Origin of the sequence: Mesorhizobium huakuii (assembly GCF_014189455.1) — a bacterium.
Classification (GTDB): Bacteria; Pseudomonadota; Alphaproteobacteria; order Rhizobiales; family Rhizobiaceae; genus Mesorhizobium; species Mesorhizobium huakuii_A.
The window spans coordinates 6024794-6045346 of record NZ_CP050296.1; the positions used below are offsets into that span (position 1 = coordinate 6024794).

Annotated in this window: 15 protein-coding genes and 1 pseudogene; 12 read left to right on the top strand and 4 right to left on the bottom strand. The window is 62.2% G+C overall.

Annotated elements, in window-relative coordinates; genetic code table 11:
- The 5 genes from rplA to rpoC all read left to right on the top strand — a co-directional run bounded on the left by rplA (position 1) and on the right by rpoC (position 10738).
- The gene (rplA, locus tag HB778_RS29225; RefSeq protein WP_183458965.1) at positions 1–699 is read left to right on the top strand and encodes a 50S ribosomal protein L1; all 699 of its coding nucleotides are present in this window, start codon (positions 1–3) and stop codon (positions 697–699) included.
- 375 nt (positions 700–1074) lie between these two features.
- Entirely contained in the window at positions 1075–1593 is a 519-nt protein-coding gene (gene rplJ / locus HB778_RS29230) for a 50S ribosomal protein L10 (RefSeq protein ID WP_115143192.1), read from the top strand.
- 54 nt (positions 1594–1647) lie between these two features.
- Positions 1648–2025: a 50S ribosomal protein L7/L12 gene (gene rplL, locus HB778_RS29235; RefSeq protein WP_008875658.1), complete on the top strand. Its 378-nt coding sequence runs from the start codon at positions 1648–1650 to the stop codon at positions 2023–2025.
- Between the two features lie 250 nt (positions 2026–2275).
- The gene (rpoB, locus tag HB778_RS29240; RefSeq protein ID WP_095205117.1) at positions 2276–6412 is read left to right on the top strand and encodes a DNA-directed RNA polymerase subunit beta; all 4137 of its coding nucleotides are present in this window, start codon (positions 2276–2278) and stop codon (positions 6410–6412) included.
- A 129-nt stretch (positions 6413–6541) separates the two neighbouring features.
- Positions 6542–10738 carry a DNA-directed RNA polymerase subunit beta' gene (gene rpoC / locus HB778_RS29245; RefSeq protein WP_095205119.1) on the top strand — a complete coding sequence of 1399 codons (4197 nt, stop codon included), beginning with the start codon at positions 6542–6544 and terminating at the stop codon, positions 10736–10738.
- A gap of 153 nt (positions 10739–10891) precedes the next feature.
- Here the strand turns inward: rpoC and HB778_RS29250 are convergent, their stop codons facing one another.
- On the bottom strand, positions 10892–11104 hold the full coding sequence (locus HB778_RS29250) for a helix-turn-helix domain-containing protein (protein WP_183458966.1): 213 nt from the start codon (positions 11102–11104) through the stop codon (positions 10892–10894).
- A 59-nt stretch (positions 11105–11163) separates the two neighbouring features.
- Here HB778_RS29250 and HB778_RS29255 point away from each other — a divergent pair, with 59 nt between their 5' ends.
- The 3 genes from HB778_RS29255 (at position 11164) to HB778_RS29265 (ending at position 13084) form a co-directional block, all read left to right on the top strand.
- Positions 11164–11739 (top strand): hypothetical protein, encoded by a 576-nt coding sequence (locus HB778_RS29255; protein ID WP_183458968.1) that lies wholly within the window; start codon positions 11164–11166, stop codon positions 11737–11739.
- Between the two features lie 55 nt (positions 11740–11794).
- The gene (locus HB778_RS29260) at positions 11795–12196 is read left to right on the top strand and encodes a chlorophyllide reductase (protein WP_183458970.1); all 402 of its coding nucleotides are present in this window, start codon (positions 11795–11797) and stop codon (positions 12194–12196) included.
- Positions 12197–12418: 222 nt separating this feature from the next.
- On the top strand, positions 12419–13084 hold the full coding sequence (locus tag HB778_RS29265; protein ID WP_183458972.1) for an O-methyltransferase: 666 nt from the start codon (positions 12419–12421) through the stop codon (positions 13082–13084).
- Between the two features lie 284 nt (positions 13085–13368).
- Here HB778_RS29265 and HB778_RS29270 read toward each other — a convergent pair whose 3' ends face one another.
- The 3 genes from HB778_RS29270 to HB778_RS29280 form a co-directional block, all read right to left on the bottom strand.
- Positions 13369–14295, bottom strand: a complete 927-nt coding sequence (locus HB778_RS29270) for a Gfo/Idh/MocA family protein (RefSeq protein WP_183458974.1) — start codon at positions 14293–14295, stop codon at positions 13369–13371.
- 65 nt (positions 14296–14360) lie between these two features.
- Positions 14361–15473 carry a PLP-dependent cysteine synthase family protein gene (locus tag HB778_RS29275; protein ID WP_183458976.1) on the bottom strand — a complete coding sequence of 371 codons (1113 nt, stop codon included), beginning with the start codon at positions 15471–15473 and terminating at the stop codon, positions 14361–14363.
- Positions 15474–15490: 17 nt separating this feature from the next.
- Entirely contained in the window at positions 15491–15772 is a 282-nt protein-coding gene (locus HB778_RS29280) for a transcriptional regulator (protein WP_095205310.1), read from the bottom strand.
- A gap of 503 nt (positions 15773–16275) precedes the next feature.
- Between HB778_RS29280 and rpsL the strand changes: the two genes are divergently transcribed.
- The 4 genes and pseudogenes from rpsL (at position 16276) to tuf (ending at position 20542) form a co-directional block, all read left to right on the top strand.
- Complete coding sequence (gene rpsL, locus HB778_RS29285) at positions 16276–16647, top strand: 30S ribosomal protein S12 (RefSeq protein WP_006333356.1); 372 nt, start codon at positions 16276–16278, stop codon at positions 16645–16647.
- A 60-nt stretch (positions 16648–16707) separates the two neighbouring features.
- Positions 16708–17178 (top strand): 30S ribosomal protein S7, encoded by a 471-nt coding sequence (gene rpsG, locus HB778_RS29290; RefSeq protein WP_008875664.1) that lies wholly within the window; start codon positions 16708–16710, stop codon positions 17176–17178.
- A gap of 29 nt (positions 17179–17207) precedes the next feature.
- A pseudogene (gene fusA / locus HB778_RS29295) lies at positions 17208–19299 on the top strand (elongation factor G).
- Between the two features lie 67 nt (positions 19300–19366).
- A complete protein-coding gene (tuf, locus tag HB778_RS29300) occupies positions 19367–20542 on the top strand; it encodes an elongation factor Tu (RefSeq protein ID WP_010909256.1) in 1176 nt (391 codons plus the stop codon).
- The last annotated feature ends 11 nt before the right edge of the window (positions 20543–20553 follow it).

Here is a 20553-nt window from a genome sequence, read left to right on the forward strand (position 1 = left end):
ATGGCAAAGATTGCAAAGCGTGTATCGAAGACCCGCGAAGGCATTGATCCCAACAAGGCTTACGCCCTGGGTGAAGCGCTGAAGCTGCTCAAGGACCGTTCCTCGGTCAAGTTCGACGAGACCGTCGAAGTCGCCATGAACCTCGGCGTCGACCCGCGCCATGCCGACCAGATGGTCCGCGGCGTGGTCAACCTGCCGAACGGCACCGGCCGCTCGGTTCGCGTCGCCGTGTTCGCTCGTGGCGACAAGGCCGAGGAAGCCAAGGCCGCCGGCGCCGACATCGTCGGTGCGGAAGACCTGGTCGACATCGTCCAGAAGGGCACGATCGATTTCGATCGCTGCATCGCCACGCCGGACATGATGCCGCTGGTCGGCCGTCTCGGTAAGGTGCTCGGCCCGCGCGGCATGATGCCGAACCCGAAGGTCGGCACCGTCACCACCGACGTCGCCGCCGCCGTCAAGGCATCGAAGGGTGGCGCGGTCGAGTTCCGCGTCGAGAAGGCCGGCATCGTTCATGCCGGCGTCGGCAAGGTCTCGTTCGACGTCAAGGCGCTGGAAGAGAACATCCGCGCCTTCGCCGATGCGGTGACCAGGGCAAAGCCGGCTGGCGCCAAGGGCAACTACGTCAAGAAGGTGTCGGTCACCTCGACGATGGGCCCGGGCCTCAAGCTCGATGTCTCGACGCTCGCTGCGTCCTGATTAAGACCATTTGGATCGGCCGCCGAAAGGCCGATCCGTGACTGAATTCCGGGCCTTGGATTTATCCTGGGCCCGGTGCCGGAAGTCGAAAGGCTTCCGGACATCCTGTCCGAGATTGCAGGCGGCCCAAAAGCCTTAATTCAATTGGGCCTGCATGAGACGGGTGAAGACCGGACAACGGAGCAAGTGCTCCAATGAAAGGTTCGAACCGTGTTTGCCTTTTGTCTGCGCATCGCCGGCTTTGCCGTCGGTGTGGCGAAAGGGGGCAGGATCCTCGAGCGTCGTTCGGGAGATCCGTTACTGGATGGCCCGGCCGGCAAAAGGCAACCCGACGCCTGTCCTCGTATAAGGGCAGGGGTCAACTGGAGATAGGCAGTGGACAGAGCGGAAAAACGCGAACTCGTCACGGGCCTGAACGAAGCGTTCGGAAACGCAGGTTCAGTCGTCGTGGCCCACTATGCCGGTATCACCGTCGCGCAAATGAACGACCTTCGGTCGAAAATGCGCGCTGCCGGTGGCACCGTTAAAGTCGCGAAGAACCGTCTCGCCAAAATCGCTCTTCAGGGCACGGACTCCGCATCGATCATCGACCTGTTCAAGGGACAGACGCTGATCGCTTATTCGGAGGATCCGATTGCGGCGCCGAAGGTCGCGTCCGATTTCGCCAAGGGGAATGACAAGTTGATCATTCTCGGTGGCGCAATGGGCACCACCTCGCTCAACGCCGACGGTGTGAAGGCACTCGCCACACTTCCGTCGCTCGATGAGCTGCGCGCCAAGCTGGTTGGCATGATCGCCACGCCGGCAACCCGGATCGCCCAGATCGTCAATGCGCCAGCGGCTTCGGTCGCGCGCGTCATCGGCGCTTACGCCCGGAAGGACGAGGCGGCATGAGGCCGTTCCTCGCTATCAAAAACACACGTTCGAACCTAACGAAGGAATACAACAATGGCTGATCTCGCAAAGATCGTAGACGACCTTTCGAAGCTGACCGTCCTCGAGGCGGCCGAGCTGTCGAAGCTTCTGGAAGAAAAGTGGGGCGTTTCGGCTGCTGCTCCGGTGGCGGTTGCCGCTGCTGGTGGCGCTGCCGCTGCCGCTGCTCCGGCCGAGGAAAAGACGGAATTCGACGTCGTCCTCACCGAAGCTGGCGCTCAGAAGATCAACGTCATCAAGGAAGTCCGCGCCATCACCGGTCTTGGCCTCAAGGAAGCCAAGGACCTGGTCGAAGCGGCTCCGAAGCCGGTCAAGGAAGGCGTTTCCAAGGCCGACGCTGACAAGTTCAAGGCCCAGCTGGAAGCAGCCGGCGCCAAGGTCGACCTGAAGTAAGCGTAAAAGCGGCGGGCGGCCTCGCGCCGTCCGCCACTCCCTTCGCCTGGAGGGAGGACGCGTAGCGCGAGATGTACGAGAACCTCTTTCCTGAGGGCCGCAACCGGCCTTCAGGAAACGGGTTTTCTCCCGTTTTGGCCGGACGCCGAAAGGCGAACGGAGAACAGACAGAGAGCCGCCGCCCAGGCGGCTCGGTATGCAAGGCGGGCCGCGGCGAGGCCCGTCCCGAGTTTAGAGCTAAGGAGCGACGATGGCCCAGACCCAGACTTTCAATGGCCGCAGACGCGTACGCAAATTCTTCGGAAAGATTCCGGAAGTTGCGGAGATGCCGAACCTGATCGAGGTTCAGAAGGCATCCTATGACCAGTTCCTGATGGTGGACGAGCCCAAGGGCGGCCGTCCGGACGAGGGGCTGCAGGCTGTTTTCAAGTCGGTCTTCCCGATCTCCGATTTTTCCGGCTCCTCGATGCTGGAGTTCGTGAAGTACGAGTTCGAAGGACCGAAATTCGACGTTGACGAATGCCGTCAGCGCGACCTGACCTATGCCGCACCGCTGAAGGTGACGCTGCGCCTCATCGTGTTCGATATTGACGAGGATACCGGCGCCAAGTCGATCAAGGACATCAAGGAGCAGGACGTCTACATGGGCGACATGCCGCTCATGACCTTGAACGGCACCTTCATCGTCAACGGCACCGAGCGCGTCATCGTTTCGCAGATGCACCGTTCGCCGGGCGTCTTCTTCGACCACGACAAGGGTAAGTCGCACTCGTCGGGCAAGCTCCTGTTTGCCGCGCGCGTCATTCCCTATCGCGGCTCGTGGCTCGACATCGAGTTCGATTCCAAGGACGTCGTGCACGCCCGCATCGACCGCCGCCGCAAGATTCCGGTGACGTCGCTGTTGATGGCGCTCGGCATGGATGGCGAAGAGATCCTGTCGACCTTCTACAACAAGATCACCTATGTCCGCGCCGGCGACCACTGGCGCATTCCGTTCAACGTCGAGCGTTTCCGCGGCCTCAAGGCCGTCGGCGACCTGGTTGACGCCGATACGGGCGAGGTCGTTGTCGAAGCCGGCAAGAAGATCACCGCCCGCCAGGCGCGTCAGCTCGGCGAGAAGGGTCTGAAGGCGATCAAGGCGACCGACGAGGATCTGCTCGGCAACTATTTGGCCGAGGACATCGTCAACTACGCCACCGGCGAGATCTTCCTCGAAGCCGGCGACGAGATCGACGAAAAGACGCTCAAGGTGCTGCTTGGCACCGGCGAGCAGGAGATCAAGGTTCTCGACATCGACCACGTCAATGTCGGCGCCTACATCCGCAACACGCTCAACGTCGACAAGAACGAGAGCCGCCAGGACGCGCTGTTCGACATCTATCGTGTCATGCGCCCGGGCGAGCCGCCGACGCTCGAGACCGCCGAAGCCATGTTCAACTCGCTGTTCTTCGACAGCGAGCGCTACGACCTGTCGGCTGTCGGCCGCGTCAAGATGAACATGCGCCTCGAGCTCAAGGCCGAGGACACCGTGCGTGTTCTGCGCAAGGAAGACATCCTGGCCGTGGTCAAGACGCTGGTCGAACTGCGCGACGGCAAGGGCGAGATCGACGACATCGACAATCTCGGCAACCGCCGCGTGCGTTCTGTCGGTGAGTTGATGGAGAACCAGTACCGCGTCGGCCTGCTGCGCATGGAGCGCGCGATCAAGGAGCGTATGTCCTCGATCGAGATCGACACTGTCATGCCGCAGGACCTGATCAACGCCAAGCCGGCGGCCGCCGCCGTGCGCGAGTTCTTCGGTTCCTCGCAGCTGTCGCAGTTCATGGATCAGACCAACCCGCTGTCGGAGATCACCCACAAGCGCCGCCTGTCGGCGCTTGGACCGGGCGGTCTGACCCGCGAGCGTGCCGGCTTCGAAGTGCGCGACGTGCACCCGACGCATTACGGCCGCATCTGCCCGATCGAGACGCCGGAAGGCCCGAATATCGGTCTGATCAACTCGCTGGCCACCTTCGCACGCGTCAACAAGTACGGCTTCATCGAGAGCCCGTACCGCAAGATCGTCGACGGCAAGCTGACCAATGACGTCGTCTATCTCTCGGCGATGGAAGAAGCCAAGCACCATGTCGCGCAGGCCAACGCCGAGCTCGACAAGAATGGCGGCTTCGTCGACGAGTTCGTCATTTGCCGCAGCGCCGGCGAAGTGATGATGGCGCCGCGCGAAAACGTCGACCTGATGGACGTGTCGCCCAAGCAGATGGTGTCTGTGGCCGCGGCCCTGATCCCGTTCCTGGAAAACGACGACGCCAACCGCGCCCTGATGGGCTCGAACATGCAGCGTCAGGCCGTGCCGCTGGTGCGCGCCGAGGCGCCGTTCGTCGGCACGGGCATGGAGCCGATCGTTGCCCGTGACTCGGGTGCGGCCATCGGCGCCCGTCGTGGCGGCATCGTCGACCAGGTGGACGCGACGCGTATCGTTATCCGCGCGACGGAAGATCTCGATCCGGGTAAGTCCGGCGTCGACATCTACCGGCTGATGAAGTTCCAGCGTTCGAACCAGAACACCTGCATCAACCAGCGTCCGCTGGTGCGCATGGGTGACCGGGTCAACAAGGGCGACATCATCGCCGACGGTCCGTCGACCGAGCTCGGTGATCTGGCGCTCGGCCGCAACGTGCTGGTCGCGTTCATGCCGTGGAACGGCTACAACTACGAGGACTCGATCCTGCTCTCCGAGCGCATCGTCGCCGACGACGTCTTCACCTCGATCCACATCGAGGAGTTCGAGGTCATGGCGCGCGACACCAAGCTCGGTCCGGAGGAAATCACGCGCGACATTCCGAACGTTTCGGAAGAAGCGCTGAAGAACCTCGACGAAGCCGGCATCGTCTATATCGGTGCGGAAGTGCAGCCGGGCGACATCCTGGTAGGCAAGATCACGCCGAAGGGCGAAAGCCCGATGACGCCGGAAGAAAAGCTTCTGCGCGCCATCTTTGGCGAAAAGGCTTCCGACGTGCGCGACACTTCGATGCGCATGCCTCCGGGCACTTTCGGCACCGTCGTCGAGGTGCGCGTGTTCAATCGCCACGGTGTGGAGAAGGACGAGCGCGCCATGGCGATCGAGCGCGAGGAGATCGAACGCCTCGCCAAGGACCGCGACGACGAGCAGGCCATCTTGGACCGTAACGTCTACGCGCGTCTTTCCGACGTGCTCGTCGGCAAGGAAGCGATCGCTGGACCGAAGGGCTTCAAGAAGGGCTCGACGCTGTCGAAGGATACGCTCGACGAGTATCCGCGTTCGCAGTGGTGGCAGTTTGCCGTGGAGAACGAAAAGCTCCAGAGCGAACTGGAAGCCCTGCGTGGCCAGTACGACGACTCCAAGAAGGCGCTCGAACAGCGCTTCATGGACAAGGTCGAGAAGGTCCAGCGCGGCGACGAAATGCCTCCGGGCGTCATGAAGATGGTCAAGGTCTTCGTGGCGGTGAAGCGCAAGATGCAGCCGGGCGACAAGATGGCCGGCCGTCATGGCAACAAGGGTGTCGTGTCGCGCATCGTTCCGGTCGAGGACATGCCTTTCCTCGAGGACGGCACGCATGCCGATATCGTGCTCAACCCGCTGGGTGTGCCGAGCCGCATGAATGTCGGCCAGATCCTGGAAACGCATCTGGGCTGGGCATGCGCGGGCATGGGCAAGAAGATCGGCGAGCTGATCGACACGTACAAGGCGGCCGGCGATATCAAGCCGCTGCGCAAGACGCTCGAGAGCTTCATGCCGGCCAACGACCGCAACGAGCCGATCCGCGAGTATGACGACGAGAGCATCGTTCGCCTCAGCGAGCAGATGCGCCGCGGCGTCTCGATCGCGACCCCGGTGTTCGACGGCGCGCACGAGGCTGACATCAACATCATGCTGGAGCAGGCGGGCCTGCACACCAGCGGTCAGTCGCAGCTCTATGACGGACGCACCGGCGAGCCGTTCGATCGCAAGGTGACGATGGGCTATATCTACATGCTCAAGCTTCACCACCTGGTGGACGACAAGATCCACGCGCGTTCGATCGGTCCGTACTCGCTCGTCACCCAGCAGCCGCTGGGCGGCAAGGCGCAGTTCGGTGGCCAGCGCTTCGGCGAAATGGAGGTCTGGGCGCTGGAAGCCTATGGCGCCGCCTACACGCTGCAGGAAATGCTGACGGTGAAGTCGGACGACGTCGCCGGCCGCACCAAGGTCTACGAGGCGATCGTCCGCGGCGACGACACCTTCGAGGCCGGCATTCCGGAGAGCTTCAACGTGCTCGTCAAGGAAATGCGGTCTCTCGGCCTCAATGTCGAGCTGGAGAACACCAAGCTCGACGACAACCCTGTCCGGCTGCCCGATGCGGCCGAGTAAAGGCTACGGCGCGCCGCACGAAGTTGCGGCGCGCCAAACAATTCGACGGCCAGTGGCCGACAAAGACGGCGGGCGTTTGGTCCGCGTTAGATGCAAGGGGTTTTCGAGGACCCCGAAAAGGAGAACGGCATGAACCAAGAGGTCATGAATCTCTTCAATCCGCAGGCGCCTGCGCAGGTGTTCGATTCCATCCGGATCTCACTGGCCAGCCCTGAGAAGATTCTGTCCTGGTCGTTCGGCGAGATCAAGAAGCCGGAGACCATCAACTACCGCACCTTCAAGCCGGAGCGTGACGGTCTGTTCTGCGCGCGCATTTTTGGCCCGATCAAGGACTATGAGTGCCTGTGCGGCAAGTACAAGCGCATGAAGTACAAGGGCGTCATCTGCGAGAAGTGCGGCGTCGAAGTCACGCTGTCGCGCGTTCGTCGCGAGCGCATGGGCCATATCGAGCTCGCCGCTCCCGTCGCCCATATCTGGTTCCTGAAGTCGCTGCCCTCGCGCATCGGCACGCTGCTCGACATGACGCTGAAGGACATCGAGCGCGTCCTCTACTTCGAGAACTACATCGTCACCGAGCCTGGCCTGACCGCGCTGAAGGAGCACCAGCTGCTCAGCGAGGAAGAGTACATGATCGCCGTCGACGAGTATGGCGAGGACTCTTTCACCGCCATGATCGGCGCCGAGGCCATTCATGACCTTCTGGCCGGCATGGATCTGGAGAAGATCGCCGGCGACCTGCGTTCGGAACTGGCTTCGACCACGTCCGAGCTGAAGCAGAAGAAGTACCTGAAGCGACTCAAGGTCGTCGAGAACTTCATGGAATCCGGCAACCGTCCGGAATGGATGATCATGAAGGTGGTTCCGGTGATCCCGCCGGACCTGCGCCCGCTCGTCCCGCTGGACGGCGGTCGTTTCGCCACGTCCGACCTGAACGATCTCTACCGCCGCGTCATCAACCGCAACAACCGTTTGAAGCGGCTGATCGAGCTGCGCGCGCCCGGCATCATCGTGCGCAATGAAAAGCGCATGCTGCAGGAAGCCGTCGACGCACTGTTCGACAACGGCCGTCGCGGCCGCGTCATCACCGGCGCCAACAAGCGTCCGCTGAAGTCGCTGTCCGACATGTTGAAGGGCAAGCAGGGCCGGTTCCGTCAGAACCTGCTCGGCAAGCGCGTCGACTATTCCGGCCGCTCGGTCATCGTCACCGGTCCCGAGCTCAAGCTTCACCAGTGTGGCCTGCCGAAGAAGATGGCGCTCGAACTGTTCAAGCCCTTCATCTACGCCCGTCTCGACGCCAAGGGTTACTCCTCGACCGTCAAGCAGGCGAAGAAGCTGGTCGAGAAGGAGCGTCCGGAAGTCTGGGATATCCTTGACGAGGTCATCCGCGAGCATCCGGTGCTGCTGAATCGCGCGCCGACGCTGCACCGCCTCGGCATCCAGGCGTTCGAGCCGATCCTGATCGAGGGCAAGGCGATCCAGCTGCATCCGCTGGTCTGCACGGCCTTCAACGCCGACTTCGACGGCGACCAGATGGCGGTCCACGTGCCGCTGTCGCTGGAAGCGCAGCTTGAAGCCCGCGTGCTGATGATGTCGACCAACAACATCCTGCACCCGGCTTCCGGCGCGCCGATCATCGTGCCGTCGCAGGACATGGTTCTGGGTCTCTACTACCTCTCGATCGTCAACCAGAACGAGCCGGGCGAGGGCATGGTGTTTGCCGACATGGGCGAGCTCCAGCATGCGCTCGAGACCAAGGCGGTGACCCTGCACGCCAAGATCAAGGGCCGCTTCCGCACGGTCGACGCCGAAGGCAAGGTCGTGTCGAAGATCCATGACACCACGCCTGGCCGCATGATCATCGGCGAGCTTCTGCCGAAGAACGTCAACGTGCCTTACGAGACCGCCAACCAGGAGATGACCAAGAAGAACATCTCCAAGATGATCGACACCGTCTACCGCCATTGCGGTCAGAAGGAGACGGTCATTTTCTGCGACCGCATCATGGCGCTCGGTTTCGCTCACGCCTGCCGTGCCGGCATTTCGTTCGGCAAGGACGACATGCTGATCCCCGATACCAAGATCAAGCTGGTCTCCGACACCGAGGCTTTGGCCAAGGAATACGAGCAGCAGTACAATGACGGCCTGATCACCCAGGGCGAGAAGTACAACAAGGTCGTCGACGCCTGGGCCAAGTGCTCGGAAAAGGTCGCCGACGAGATGATGGCCCGCATCAAGGCGGTCGAGTTCGAGGACAATGGCCGTCAGAAGCCGATGAACTCGATCTACATGATGTCGCACTCCGGTGCGCGTGGCTCGCCCACCCAGATGCGTCAGCTCGCCGGCATGCGCGGCCTGATGGCCAAGCCGTCGGGTGAAATCATCGAGACGCCGATCATCTCGAACTTCAAGGAAGGCCTGACCGTGCTCGAGTACTTCAACTCGACCCACGGCGCCCGCAAGGGTCTGGCCGACACCGCCTTGAAGACGGCGAACTCGGGTTACCTCACCCGCCGTCTGGTCGACGTGGCGCAGGACTGCATCGTCAACTCCGTGGATTGCGGCACCGACAAGGGCCTCACCATGCAGCCGATCGTCGATGCCGGTCAGGTTGTCGCTTCGGTTGGCCAGCGCGTGCTGGGCCGCACCGCGCTCGACGACATCAACCATCCGGTGACCGGCGACCTGCTGGTCAAGGCCGGAACGCTGATGGACGAGCGTGATGTGGAGCAGATCGAAAAGGCCGGCGTCCAGTCGGTCCGCATCCGCTCGGCACTGACCTGCGAGGTCAGGGTTGGCGTCTGCGCGGTCTGCTACGGACGCGATCTGGCGCGCGGCACCCCGGTCAATCAGGGTGAAGCCGTCGGCGTCATCGCGGCGCAATCGATCGGCGAGCCGGGTACCCAGCTCACCATGCGTACCTTCCACATGGGCGGTACCGCGCAGGTGGTGGACAGCTCGTTCCTTGAAGCCTCGTATGAGGGCAAGGTCGAGATCCGCAACCGCAACGTGGTGCGCAACTCCGACGGCCAGCAGATGGTCATGGGCCGCAACATGGCGGTGCTGATCCTCGACGAAGCCGGCAAGGAGCGTGCCACGCACCGTGTCACCTATGGTTCGCGCATCTTCGTGGACGATGGCGACAAGGTGAAGCGCGGCCAGCGTATCGCCGAGTGGGATCCCTACACCCGCCCGATCCTCACCGAAATCGAGGGCAAGGTGGCGTTCGAGGATCTGGTCGACGGCATTTCCGTGCAGGAAACGGCCGACGAGTCGACCGGCATCACCAAGCGTGAGGTCATCGACTGGCGTTCGACGCCGCGCGGCAACGATCTGAAGCCGGCGATCGCCGTCCAGGACGCCAAGGGCAAGGTCGGCAAGCTGTCGAAGGGTGGCGATGCCCGCTTCCTGCTCTCGGTCGAGGCCATTCTCTCGGTCGAGCCGGGTGCGCAGGTTCGTCCCGGCGACGTGCTGGCGCGTATCCCGATGGAAAGCGCCAAGACCAAGGACATCACCGGTGGTCTGCCGCGGGTTGCCGAGCTGTTCGAGGCACGTCGTCCGAAGGATCACGCCATCATCGCCGAGATCGATGGCACGATCCGCTTCGGCCGCGACTACAAGAACAAGCGCCGCATCATCATCGAGCCGCATGACTCGACGCTTGAGCCTGTCGAATACCTGATCCCGAAGGGCAAGCCGTTCCATCTCCAGGACGGCGACGTCATCGAGAAGGGCGACTACATCCTCGACGGCAATCCGGCGCCGCACGACATCCTGGCGATCAAGGGCGTGGAGGCGCTTGCGTCCTACCTCGTCAACGAGATCCAGGAGGTCTACCGCCTGCAGGGCGTGTCGATCAACGACAAGCACATCGAGGTGATCGTTCGCCAGATGCTGCAGAAGGTCGAGATCACCACGCAGGGCGACTCGACCTACATTCCGGGCGACCACGTCGACGTGATCGAACTGGAAGAGGTCAACGAGCGCCTGATCGAGGACGGCAAGAAGCCGGCCGAAGGTCAGCCGGTGCTGCTCGGCATCACCAAGGCCTCGCTGCAGACGCCGTCCTTCATCTCGGCCGCCTCATTCCAGGAGACGACCCGGGTGCTGACGGAAGCCGCGGTTGCCGGCAAGACCGACATGCTGCAGGGCTTGAAGGAAAACGTCATCGTCGGCCGGCTGATCCCGGCCGGTACCGGCGGCACGATGAGCCAGATCCGGCGCATCGCCACCTCGCGCGACGAACTGATCATCGACGAGCGCCGCAAGGCCTCCGGTGTGGAAGTCGCCGAGCCGATGCTGGCAGACATGACAACCGCCGCGCAGTAAGCGCGGCGGCCGGAGCAATTCCAGGAAAAGTGTGAAACGGTTTTCCGTCGAGAATTGCGCCAGAACAAAAATAAAGCGGTCGTTTCCTTGAAACGACCGCTTTGAAATCTCAGGCAACAAGGCCGTCGGGGCAACCTGGCGGCCTTTTTGTTGTTATTCAGACGGCTTCTCGAAGCGCAGCAGATCCCCCGGCTCGCAGTCGAGGTATTCGCAAATGCGTTCCAACGTATCGAAGCGGATGCCTTTGACCTTTCCCTGTTTCAGAAGGGAAAGGTTGGCTTCGGTGATGCCGACATGTTCGGCGAGGTCCTTCGACTTCACGTTTCGTTCGGCGAGGACGACGTTGAGCCTGACCTTTATGGGCATGGGCTGGTCCTCATCAGATGAACTGCGCGTTTTCGTCGGCGAGCGCGGATGCTTCCGATATGACCCAGGCAATCACCGCGATGATGCCTGCGGTCAGCAAGGTCAGCAGCGTGTCGCTGTCGAGACCGAGCGACAGCCGATGCTGGCCGGCCGGTGCGTCCAAACTCAGGAGAACGGACAGCGCCGCTCCCGAAACCGGTTTCCAGCAAGGCGGATGCCAACAGGCCGAGGCCAAAGTACCGCAAATTCCTGATGGCGTTCTGGCCGAAAAAGTCTCCGGTCGCAAAGGCCTGGAAGGCGCGTCGGGCTGCCATCAGCGCGAAAACGAGACAGGCGAGCGGTACGAACGAGATCGCGAATCCGGCCAGTCTTCGGCCGAGGCCAAGGCCGCTCAGCCATGCCTGAGGGATGTTGGCATCCGCCGCGACCGAGCCGGCGGAGGCGGTCAGCCAGTAGAACAGCAGACCGAGCGTCAGCAGTACCGCCAAGGCGACAAAGCATCGTGCCAGCACCAGACTGAGCAGTCGGACGCGTCTCAGCCTGGTCTGACGAGCGGGGTCTGGGGCCGAAGCCGTGATTGTGGGTTCAATCATAATTGTCTCGCTTTGCGAAAAGAAATTATCGTTTTACAATAATTATTTTATGCATGATGATGATCGCTGTCAATGTCCGACTCAACAGGAGCTACCAATGCCTTCCTTCAAACGCGAGACTGCCGTTGCTGCCATCGGATTCATGGCGGCGCTCGTGATGCCCTTTGCAGCCTACGCTCAGCCATCGACCGCGACAGGCCGGATATCCGTGGGGCAGGTGATGGAGATGATCGAAAAGGCCGATTCCAGCCCAATCGCCAGGCAAACGCTGGTCGCCTATGTCGCCGGGGTTGGTGAAGCCGCCGGCGCAATTGTCGATACGATCGGCAACGGCTCACGCACCGTGTCCTGCCGGAAGTCCTTCAGTCTGGATACCGGCTCGGTGCGCGTCGCCCTCGAAGCCGGTGCACCCCGTCAGGACAGCTGGTCGCAAACGCCGGCGACACCGCTGATCGTTGCCGATATGGTCAAGCGCGCCGGTTGCCGCGCAAAGGATTGATTCGAACCGGTCCTGGATCGCGATCGACAGCGGATCAACGAGCGGATTCGAAAGCCGTCGGCGCAAGCCGGCGGCTTTTTCATTTACGACGACGTGTCGCGGTTGGTAGGAACATTTTGAGCGAACTTGAATTTCGGACACCCGACAAGACCAGGTGCTTCCTCGCCGCAACCCTTAAGCGGCCACGTTGCGTGATTTGGCTCTCTTTGGATCGGAAAAACGATGAGCAAGAAAACCTGGGCTGCTGTCGACGACTACATCGTTGATGCCCTGTTCGAGGCAGATCCCGCCCTCGACGCTGTTCTGGCCGTCAACCGCGACCAGGGTTTGCCAGCGATCGACGTCTCGCCGGCGCAGGGCAAGCTGCTTTCGCTTCTTGCGCGCATTCAGGGCGCGAAGAAGGTTCTCGAAATCGGCACGCTGGGGGGCTACTCCGCGATCTGGATGGCGCGAGCCTTGCCCATGGACGGCAAGATCGTGACGCTTGAACTCGATCCGCACCACGCCGGCGTCGCGCGGTCGAATTTCGAACGGGCAGGTGTGTCGGAACGGGTGGACCTGCGGGTCGGGCCGGCGCTTCAGTCGCTTGCCGCGCTAGGCGCAGAAAATGCCGGGCCGTTCGATCTCATCTTCATCGACGCCGACAAGCCGAACAACCCGAACTATCTGTCCTGGGCCATGCGGCTTTCGCGGCCGGGGACAGTGATCATCTGCGACAATGTCATCCGTGATGGCGCGGTGCTCGACGAGGGTGGCCATGACGCCAACGTCGTAGGCGCCCGGGCGGCATTCTCCTTCATCGGCGGCGACAGGCGTCTGGATGGCACCGCCATCCAGACGGTCGGCGCCAAGGGCTATGACGGCTTTGCCATTGCGATTGTCGAGTGAAAACACACCGCTGATATCAGACCAACTCGGTCATGCTCACTTGTCATTGGCTGTTCACTTGACGACCGGCTTCCCCCAATCCGTCGCTGCTTCGCAGCGCCACCTTCCCCCTCCGGAGAGAAAGGAAGCCGCGTTGGGCGAGCATTGGCGGCAACAGGTACGCGCGCCCTTCCTCTACCCCGTCGATCGGGGGAGAGGTGGCTCGGCGTAGCCGAGACGGAGTGGGGGTCGACTGGCACGAGCGTACATTCCAGCCAGGTCCGCGATCCCGTCGCGTGCACAAATCAATCGAAGAACGCCTCGACCACATTGCGCTTGCCGAGCATGAAGGCGTCGGCGACATGCTGCAGCGGCGCGAGATCGACGTCTGAGGTGCCGGCGCGCACGATCTCCGCGAAACGCTTGTAAAGCATCGGGTACTCCGCTTCCGGCTCCTCATGGACGATACGGCCGTCGATGGCGAGCTTCGAGCCGCCGCCGGAGAGCACCATCTTGCCCGCATCCGTCTCGGCCAGGATGTCCCAGCTTTGCGGTCCGGTTTGCAGCCAGTCGAGGTCCATTGTCACCGGCAATCCGTTCGAGGTGCGGAAGGTGACTTGCGCCGCGACTGGGGCGGCGCGGTTTTCCGGAAAATCGAGCACCGCCGAGGTGATGAACATCGCCGGCAGGATGTGGGTTGCGATCGACAGCGCGTTGATGCCGGGATCGAAGACACCGAAGCCGCCGGGCGCCCAGATCCAGTCCTGGTTCGGGTGCCAGCGACGCACATCTTCCTTCCAGACGATCGCTGCCGACCGGAGCCGGGTCGATGCGAGGAAGCTGCGCGCAGCCTCCACCGCCGGCGCATAGCGCGAGTGCCAGCTGGCAAACAGAGAGACGCCGTTTTTCGCGGCCAGCACCTTCAGGTCCTCGACCTCGCTGACCGTGGCGCCCGGCGGCTTTTCCAGGAAGACATGCTTCTTCGCCTCGAGCGCGGTGCGTGCGGCATCGTAGCGGAATTGCGGCGGCATGCAGAGCGAGACGGCCTCAAGCTCCGGCACCGCATCGAGCATCGCTTCGATGGTGGGAAAATTCGGGATGCCGTCGACCTTGCCATGCCTGCTGGCAGCCGCGACGAGGCGATAGTCCTGGTCTTTCGCCAGGGCCGGCAGGTGCTGGTCGCGGACGATCTTGCCGACGCCGACGATGCCTATCTTGATGGGCTGGGACACGGCCGCTCCGTCTGTTTGATGATGGTGAGCGTTTCTATCAGAACACTTGCCCCCGGCAAGTCGAGTCAGCCCCAGCTTTCCTCGAATTGCAGCGTCAGTTTTCCGCTCGCCAGAAAGGCCTCGATCGCTGGCTCGAAAGGCGAGGGGTCGAGGCCGTTGGCCGCCAGCCATTCATCCGAATAGTAGGTGTTGGCGTAGCGGTCGCCGGAATCGCAGATCAGCGTCACCAGCGAACCGGTCTTGCCGTGCTCGATCATGCGTGCCGCCTGAAAGCACATGGCGGTGAAGTTGGTGCCGGTCGAACCACCGACACGACGGCCGAGCCGGCGCGACAACACTCGCATCGCCGCCAGCGATACGGCATCCGGCACCTGCAGCATGTGATCGATGACGCCTGGCACGAAGGACGGCTCCATGCGCGGCCGGCCAATGCCTTCGATCCGCGAAGGCTGCTCGCAGCGGCACTCGCGATCGTGCGTGGCAAAGCCTTCGAAGAAGGCGGAGCGCTCGACATCCGCCACCGACAGCCGCGTGGCGTGCTGCTTGTAGCGCAGGTATCGGCCGATCGTGGCGGTGGTGCCGCCCGTCCCGGCACTCATCACGATCCAGCTTGGGATGGGATGCCGCTCCTCGCGCATCTGTCCGAAGATGGAATCAGCGATGTTGTTGTTGCCGCGCCAGTCGGTGGCGCGTTCGGCATGGGTGAACTGGTCCATGAAATGGCCGCCAAGCCGTTCGGTGAGGTCGGCCGACTCAACATAGATGCGCCTGCCGTCGTCGATGAAATGGCAGTTGCCGCCATAGTGCTCGATCGCGGCGATCTTTTCGCGTGACGTCGATCGGGGCATCACCGCATAGAACGGCACGCCGATCATGCGGGCGAAATACGCTTCCGACACCGCGGTCGAACCCGAAGAGGCCTCGACCACCGGCGTGCCTTCGCGGATCAGGCCATTGCACAGTGCATAGAGAAACAGCGAACGCGCCAGCCGGTGCTTCAGGCTGCCGGTAGGATGGGTGGATTCATCCTTGAGGTAGAAATCGATTCCCGACAGCGCCGGCAGGTCAAGTTTCCAGAGGTGCGTGTCGGCCGATCGGTGCTGGTCGGCCTCGATTGCAGCGACCGCCCGGTCGGCCCAGGCCCGGGATGCAGGTTCAACCGCTCTTGATCCGGCCATCGTCGGTGCCTTTGGTTTCAGATCGGCACGTCGAAGGTGACGATCGACACTTCGCCTTCGAGCGCACCCTGGAAGGCGGAGAGATGTGGCTCGTCGTCCGGCACGCCATCCATATCGCCGATCTGGTCGAGTTCAGCCTCGGCGTAACCTTCCGCCGCAAGCGATTCGAGGGCGCGGCGCACCGCCGAATCGTCGTCAGGAGCGACCAGCATCACATGCACGCCCTCCACTTTGCCGCCTTTGCGCTTCCACACCCGGCCGGTGATGATGGTGACCGGGCGCTCCTCATTGTCGTTCACGGGCTGATCTCCTGTTTTTTGCCAAAGAGACTGGGTGGGCGAGGGGATTTGGGCTGCTCATGCGGACTTTTCGCATGAAGCATGGCTTTGCAACAGTCGAAAGCCATTCACTTTGCTAAAGGCTTGGCACTTTCTTCCTCGCACTTGCAAAACGGCGAAAGAAAATTACATGCGGTTTTCGCATAGCTGCCAAGCCCCGGCTTCGATGCAATATTTGCCACTCCGGGGTTGACGGTTCGCGGGCTTACGAGTAGAAGCCGCCCAGTCAGAACCGATGTGAGGCTCTCCCTTCCGAAGCGACACGCTTTGGAGTTTGCCTCAAACAGGGTTCGTTTTACGAGCGAAAAGACATTTCCGGCGTGCACGAAGCGGCTTCCGCTTCCTCTGCCATTTGTTCGGGCAAGACCGCGAGGCGCGGTTTATGGCCCGAATTTGCGTATGGAAATGACGCTTTGAGCGGCCCTGACCGGGCGAGACACGGAATTGAGAGACAAGAGGGTTTAATGCCTACCGTCAACCAGCTGATCCGCAAGCCGCGCATTGCGCCGGTGAAGCGCAACAAGGTCCCGGCCATGCAGCAGAACCCGCAGAAGCGGGGCGTCTGCACGCGCGTCTATACAACGACGCCGAAGAAGCCGAACTCGGCGCTGCGCAAGGTGGCCAAGATCCGCCTGACCAATGGTTTTGAAGTGATCGGGTACATCCCCGGCGAAGGTCACAACCTTCAGGAACACTCCGTGGTCATGATCCGCGGCGGCCGCGTCAAGGATCTTCCGGGCGTTCGCTACCACATCATCCGCGGCGTGCTCGACACGCAGGGCGTGAAGAACCGCAAGCAGCGCCGTTCGAAGTACGGCGCCAAGCGTCCGAAGTAAGATTTTCCGGCCCTGGCGCTGTTTGAATGCGTCGGGCTACGAGATTGAGAGACAAAAGCCATGTCGCGTCGTCACAGTGCAGAAAAGCGTGAGATCAACCCGGATCCGAAGTTCGGTGATCTGATCGTTACCAAGTTCATGAACGCCGTCATGTATGACGGCAAGAAGTCGGTCGCCGAGACCATCGTCTACGGCGCTCTCGACCAGGTCCAGTCGAAGACCAAGCAGGAGCCGGTCACCGTCTTCCATCAGGCGCTCGACAATGTCGCGCCGCATGTGGAAGTCCGTTCGCGTCGCGTCGGCGGCGCCACCTACCAGGTTCCGGTCGATGTGCGCCCCGAGCGCCGTCAGGCATTGGCCATTCGCTGGCTGATCGCGGCTGCTCGCAACCGCAACGAGACCACGATGGTCGACCGCCTCTCGGGCGAGCTGATGGACGCGGCCAACAACCGTGGCACGGCCGTCAAGAAGCGTGAAGACACCCACAAGATGGCTGAAGCCAACCGCGCTTTCGCACACTACCGCTGGTAAAGCGCGAACAGGACTGAGAGGCAGCTACGATGGCCCGCGAATACAAAATCGAAGACTACCGCAATTTCGGTATCATGGCGCATATTGACGCCGGCAAGACGACGACCACCGAGCGCGTCCTCTATTACACGGGCAAGTCGCACAAGATCGGCGAAGTGCACGACGGCGCTGCCACCATGGACTGGATGGAGCAGGAGCAGGAACGCGGCATCACCATCACGTCCGCCGCCACCACGACCTTCTGGAAGGGCCGTGACGGCAAGATGCGCCGCTTCAACATCATCGACACCCCCCGGACACGTCGACTTCACCATTGAAGTCGAGCGTTCGCTGCGCGTGCTCGACGGCGCCATTGCGCTGCTTGACGCCAACGCCGGTGTCGAGCCGCAGACGGAAACCGTCTGGCGTCAGGCCGATAAGTACCGCGTGCCGCGCATGATCTTCTGCAACAAGATGGACAAGATCGGCGCCGACTTCTACCGCTCGGTCGAGATGATCGGCTCGCGCCTTGGTGCGCAGGCTGTCGTCATGCAGCTGCCGATTGGTGCTGAGACCGAGTTCAAGGGCGTCGTCGACCTCGTCGAGATGAACGCGCTTGTCTGGCGCGACGAGACGCTGGGCGCTGCCTGGGACGTCGTCGAAATCCCGGCCGACCTTCAGGCTCGTGCTGAGGAATACCGCGAGAAGATGATCGAAGCCGCCGTCGAAATGGACGAGACGGCCCTCGAGAACTACCTCGAAGGCAAGATGCCGGGCAATGACGAGATCCGCTCGCTGATCCGCAAGGGCACGATCGCGGTCAAGTTCTTCCCGATGTTCTGCGGCTCGGCCTTCAAGAACAAGGGCGTGCAGCCGCTGCTCGACGCCGTCGTCGAATATTTGCCGTCGCCGGCCGACGTTCCCGCCATCAAGGGTGTCGATGCCAAGACCGACGCCGAGATCGAGCGTCATGCGGTCGACGATGAGCCGCTGTCGATGCTCGCCTTCAAGATCATGAACGACCCGTTCGTCGGTTCGCTGACCTTCGCCCGCATCTATTCGGGCAAGCTCACCAAGGGCATCTCGGTCGACAACACCGTCAAGGGCAAGAAGGAGCGCATCGGCCGCATGCTGCAGATGCATGCGAATTCGCGCGCCGACGTTGAAGAAGCTTTCGCCGGCGACATCGTCGCTCTGGCTGGCCTCAAGGACACGACCACTGGCGACACGCTGTGCGATCCGCTGCATCCGGTCATCCTCGAGCGCATGGAATTCCCAGATCCGGTCATCCAGATCGCTATCGAGCCGAAGACCAAGAACGACCAGGAAAAGATGGGCCTCGCCCTTCACCGCCTGGCTGCCGAGGATCCGTCCTTCCGCGTCAAGACCGACGAGGAAAGCGGCCAGACCATCATCTCGGGCATGGGCGAACTGCACCTCGACATCATCGTCGACCGCATGCGTCGCGAGTTCAAGGTCGAAGCCAATGTCGGCGCTCCGCAGGTGGCCTATCGCGAGACGATCACCCGCAAGCACGAGCAGGACTACACGCACAAGAAGCAGACGGGCGGTACCGGCCAGTTCGCCCGCGTCAAGGTTATCTTCGAGCCGAACACGGAGAGCGAAGAGTTCGTCTTCGAATCCAAGATCGTCGGCGGCGCGGTGCCGAAGGAATACATTCCGGGTGTCGAAAAGGGCATCCAGAGCGTCATGGGCGCTGGTCCGTTCGCGGGTTTCCCGATGATCGGCGTCAGGGCGACGCTGATCGACGGCGCCTACCACGACGTCGACTCTTCGGTGCTGGCCTTCGAAATCGCGTCCCGTGCCTGCTTCCGTGAAGCCGCACCCAAGCTTGGCGTGCAGCTGCTCGAGCCGATCATGAAGGTCGAAGTCGTGACGCCGGAAGACTATGTCGGCAGCGTCATCGGCGACCTGAACGGCCGTCGTGGTCAGATCCAGGGCCAGGAAGCACGCGGCGTGGCCGTCGTCATCAACGCGATGGTGCCGCTCGCCAACATGTTCAAGTACGTCGACAACCTGCGCTCGATGAGCCAGGGCCGCGCGGCCTATACGATGCAGTTCGATCACTACGAGCCGGTCCCGACCGCGGTCGCTCAGGAAGTCCAGAAAAAATACGCGTAACTCGAAAGAGCCGTCGCGGTAACGCAATTCAAAGCCCGCTTGGGCGAGCAGGAAATGGAGACATCACATGGCAAAAGGTAAATTCGAGCGCACTAAGCCTCATGTGAACATCGGCACGATTGGTCACGTTGACCATGGCAAGACGTCGCTGACGGCGGCGATCACGAAGTATTTTGGCGAATACAAGCGCTACGACCAGATTGATGCGGCGCCGGAAGAGAAGGCACGCGGCATCACGATCTCGACGGCTCACGTCGAATACGAGACGGCCAACCGCCACTACGCTCACGTCGACTGCCCCGGCCACGCCGACTATGTGAAGAACATGATCACCGGTGCCGCGCAGATGGACGGCGCGATCCTGGTCGTGTCGGCCGCCGACGGCCCGATGCCGCAGACCCGCGAGCACATCCTGCTTGCCCGTCAGGTCGGCGTGCCGTCGATCGTGGTGTTCCTCAACAAGGTCGACCAGGTCGACGACGCTGAGCTCCTCGAACTGGTCGAGCTTGAGGTTCGCGAGCTTCTGTCGAAGAACGAGTTCCCCGGTGACGACATTCCGATCGTCAAGGGTTCGGCGCTGGCCGCTCTGGAAGATTCGAACAAGACCATCGGCGAGGACGCGATCCGCGAGCTGATGGCTCAGGTCGACGCCTACATCCCGACGCCGGTTCGTCCGCTCGACAAGCCGTTCCTGATGCCGATCGAAGACGTGTTCTCGATCTCGGGCCGTGGCACGGTCGTCACCGGCCGCGTCGAGCGCGGCGTGGTCAAGGTTGGCGAGGAACTGGAAATCATCGGCATCCGCCCGACGACCAAGACGACCTGCACGGGCGTGGAAATGTTCCGCAAGCTGCTCGATCAGGGCCAGGCTGGCGATAACATCGGCGCGCTGCTGCGCGGCGTTGACCGTGAAGGTGTCGAGCGCGGCCAGGTTCTGGCCAAGCCGGGCACGGTGAAGCCGCACAAGAAGTTCGTGGCCGAAGCCTACATCCTGACCAAGGACGAAGGTGGCCGTCACACGCCGTTCTTCACCAACTACCGTCCGCAGTTCTACTTCCGCACGACGGACGTGACCGGCATCGTGTCGCTGCCGGCTGGCACCGAGATGGTGATGCCTGGCGACAACATCACGGTCGATGTCGAGCTGATCGTGCCGATCGCCATGGAAGAGAAGCTGCGCTTCGCCATCCGTGAAGGCGGCCGCACCGTCGGTGCCGGCATCGTCGTCACCATCAAAGAGTAATTTGGACTTAA

What these genes read in the sequence shown, in the direction of transcription:
- HB778_RS29260 (WP_183458970.1), top strand. Translation starts at nt 11,795, where the DNA reads ATGCCTTCCTTCAAACGCGAGACTGCCGTTGCTGCCATCGGATTCATG.
- HB778_RS29255 (WP_183458968.1), top strand. Translation starts at nt 11,164, where the DNA reads ATGACCCAGGCAATCACCGCGATGATGCCTGCGGTCAGCAAGGTCAGC.
- HB778_RS29275 (WP_183458976.1), bottom strand. Translation starts at nt 15,473, where the DNA reads ATGGCCGGATCAAGAGCGGTTGAACCTGCATCCCGGGCCTGGGCCGAC.
- HB778_RS29250 (WP_183458966.1), bottom strand. Translation starts at nt 11,104, where the DNA reads ATGCCCATAAAGGTCAGGCTCAACGTCGTCCTCGCCGAACGAAACGTG.
- rplL (WP_008875658.1), top strand. Translation starts at nt 1,648, where the DNA reads ATGGCTGATCTCGCAAAGATCGTAGACGACCTTTCGAAGCTGACCGTC.
- rpsG (WP_008875664.1), top strand. Translation starts at nt 16,708, where the DNA reads ATGTCGCGTCGTCACAGTGCAGAAAAGCGTGAGATCAACCCGGATCCG.
- rpsL (WP_006333356.1), top strand. Translation starts at nt 16,276, where the DNA reads ATGCCTACCGTCAACCAGCTGATCCGCAAGCCGCGCATTGCGCCGGTG.
- rplA (WP_183458965.1), top strand. Translation starts at nt 1, where the DNA reads ATGGCAAAGATTGCAAAGCGTGTATCGAAGACCCGCGAAGGCATTGAT.
- rpoB (WP_095205117.1), top strand. Translation starts at nt 2,276, where the DNA reads ATGGCCCAGACCCAGACTTTCAATGGCCGCAGACGCGTACGCAAATTC.
- rpoC (WP_095205119.1), top strand. Translation starts at nt 6,542, where the DNA reads ATGAACCAAGAGGTCATGAATCTCTTCAATCCGCAGGCGCCTGCGCAG.
- tuf (WP_010909256.1), top strand. Translation starts at nt 19,367, where the DNA reads ATGGCAAAAGGTAAATTCGAGCGCACTAAGCCTCATGTGAACATCGGC.
- HB778_RS29265 (WP_183458972.1), top strand. Translation starts at nt 12,419, where the DNA reads ATGAGCAAGAAAACCTGGGCTGCTGTCGACGACTACATCGTTGATGCC.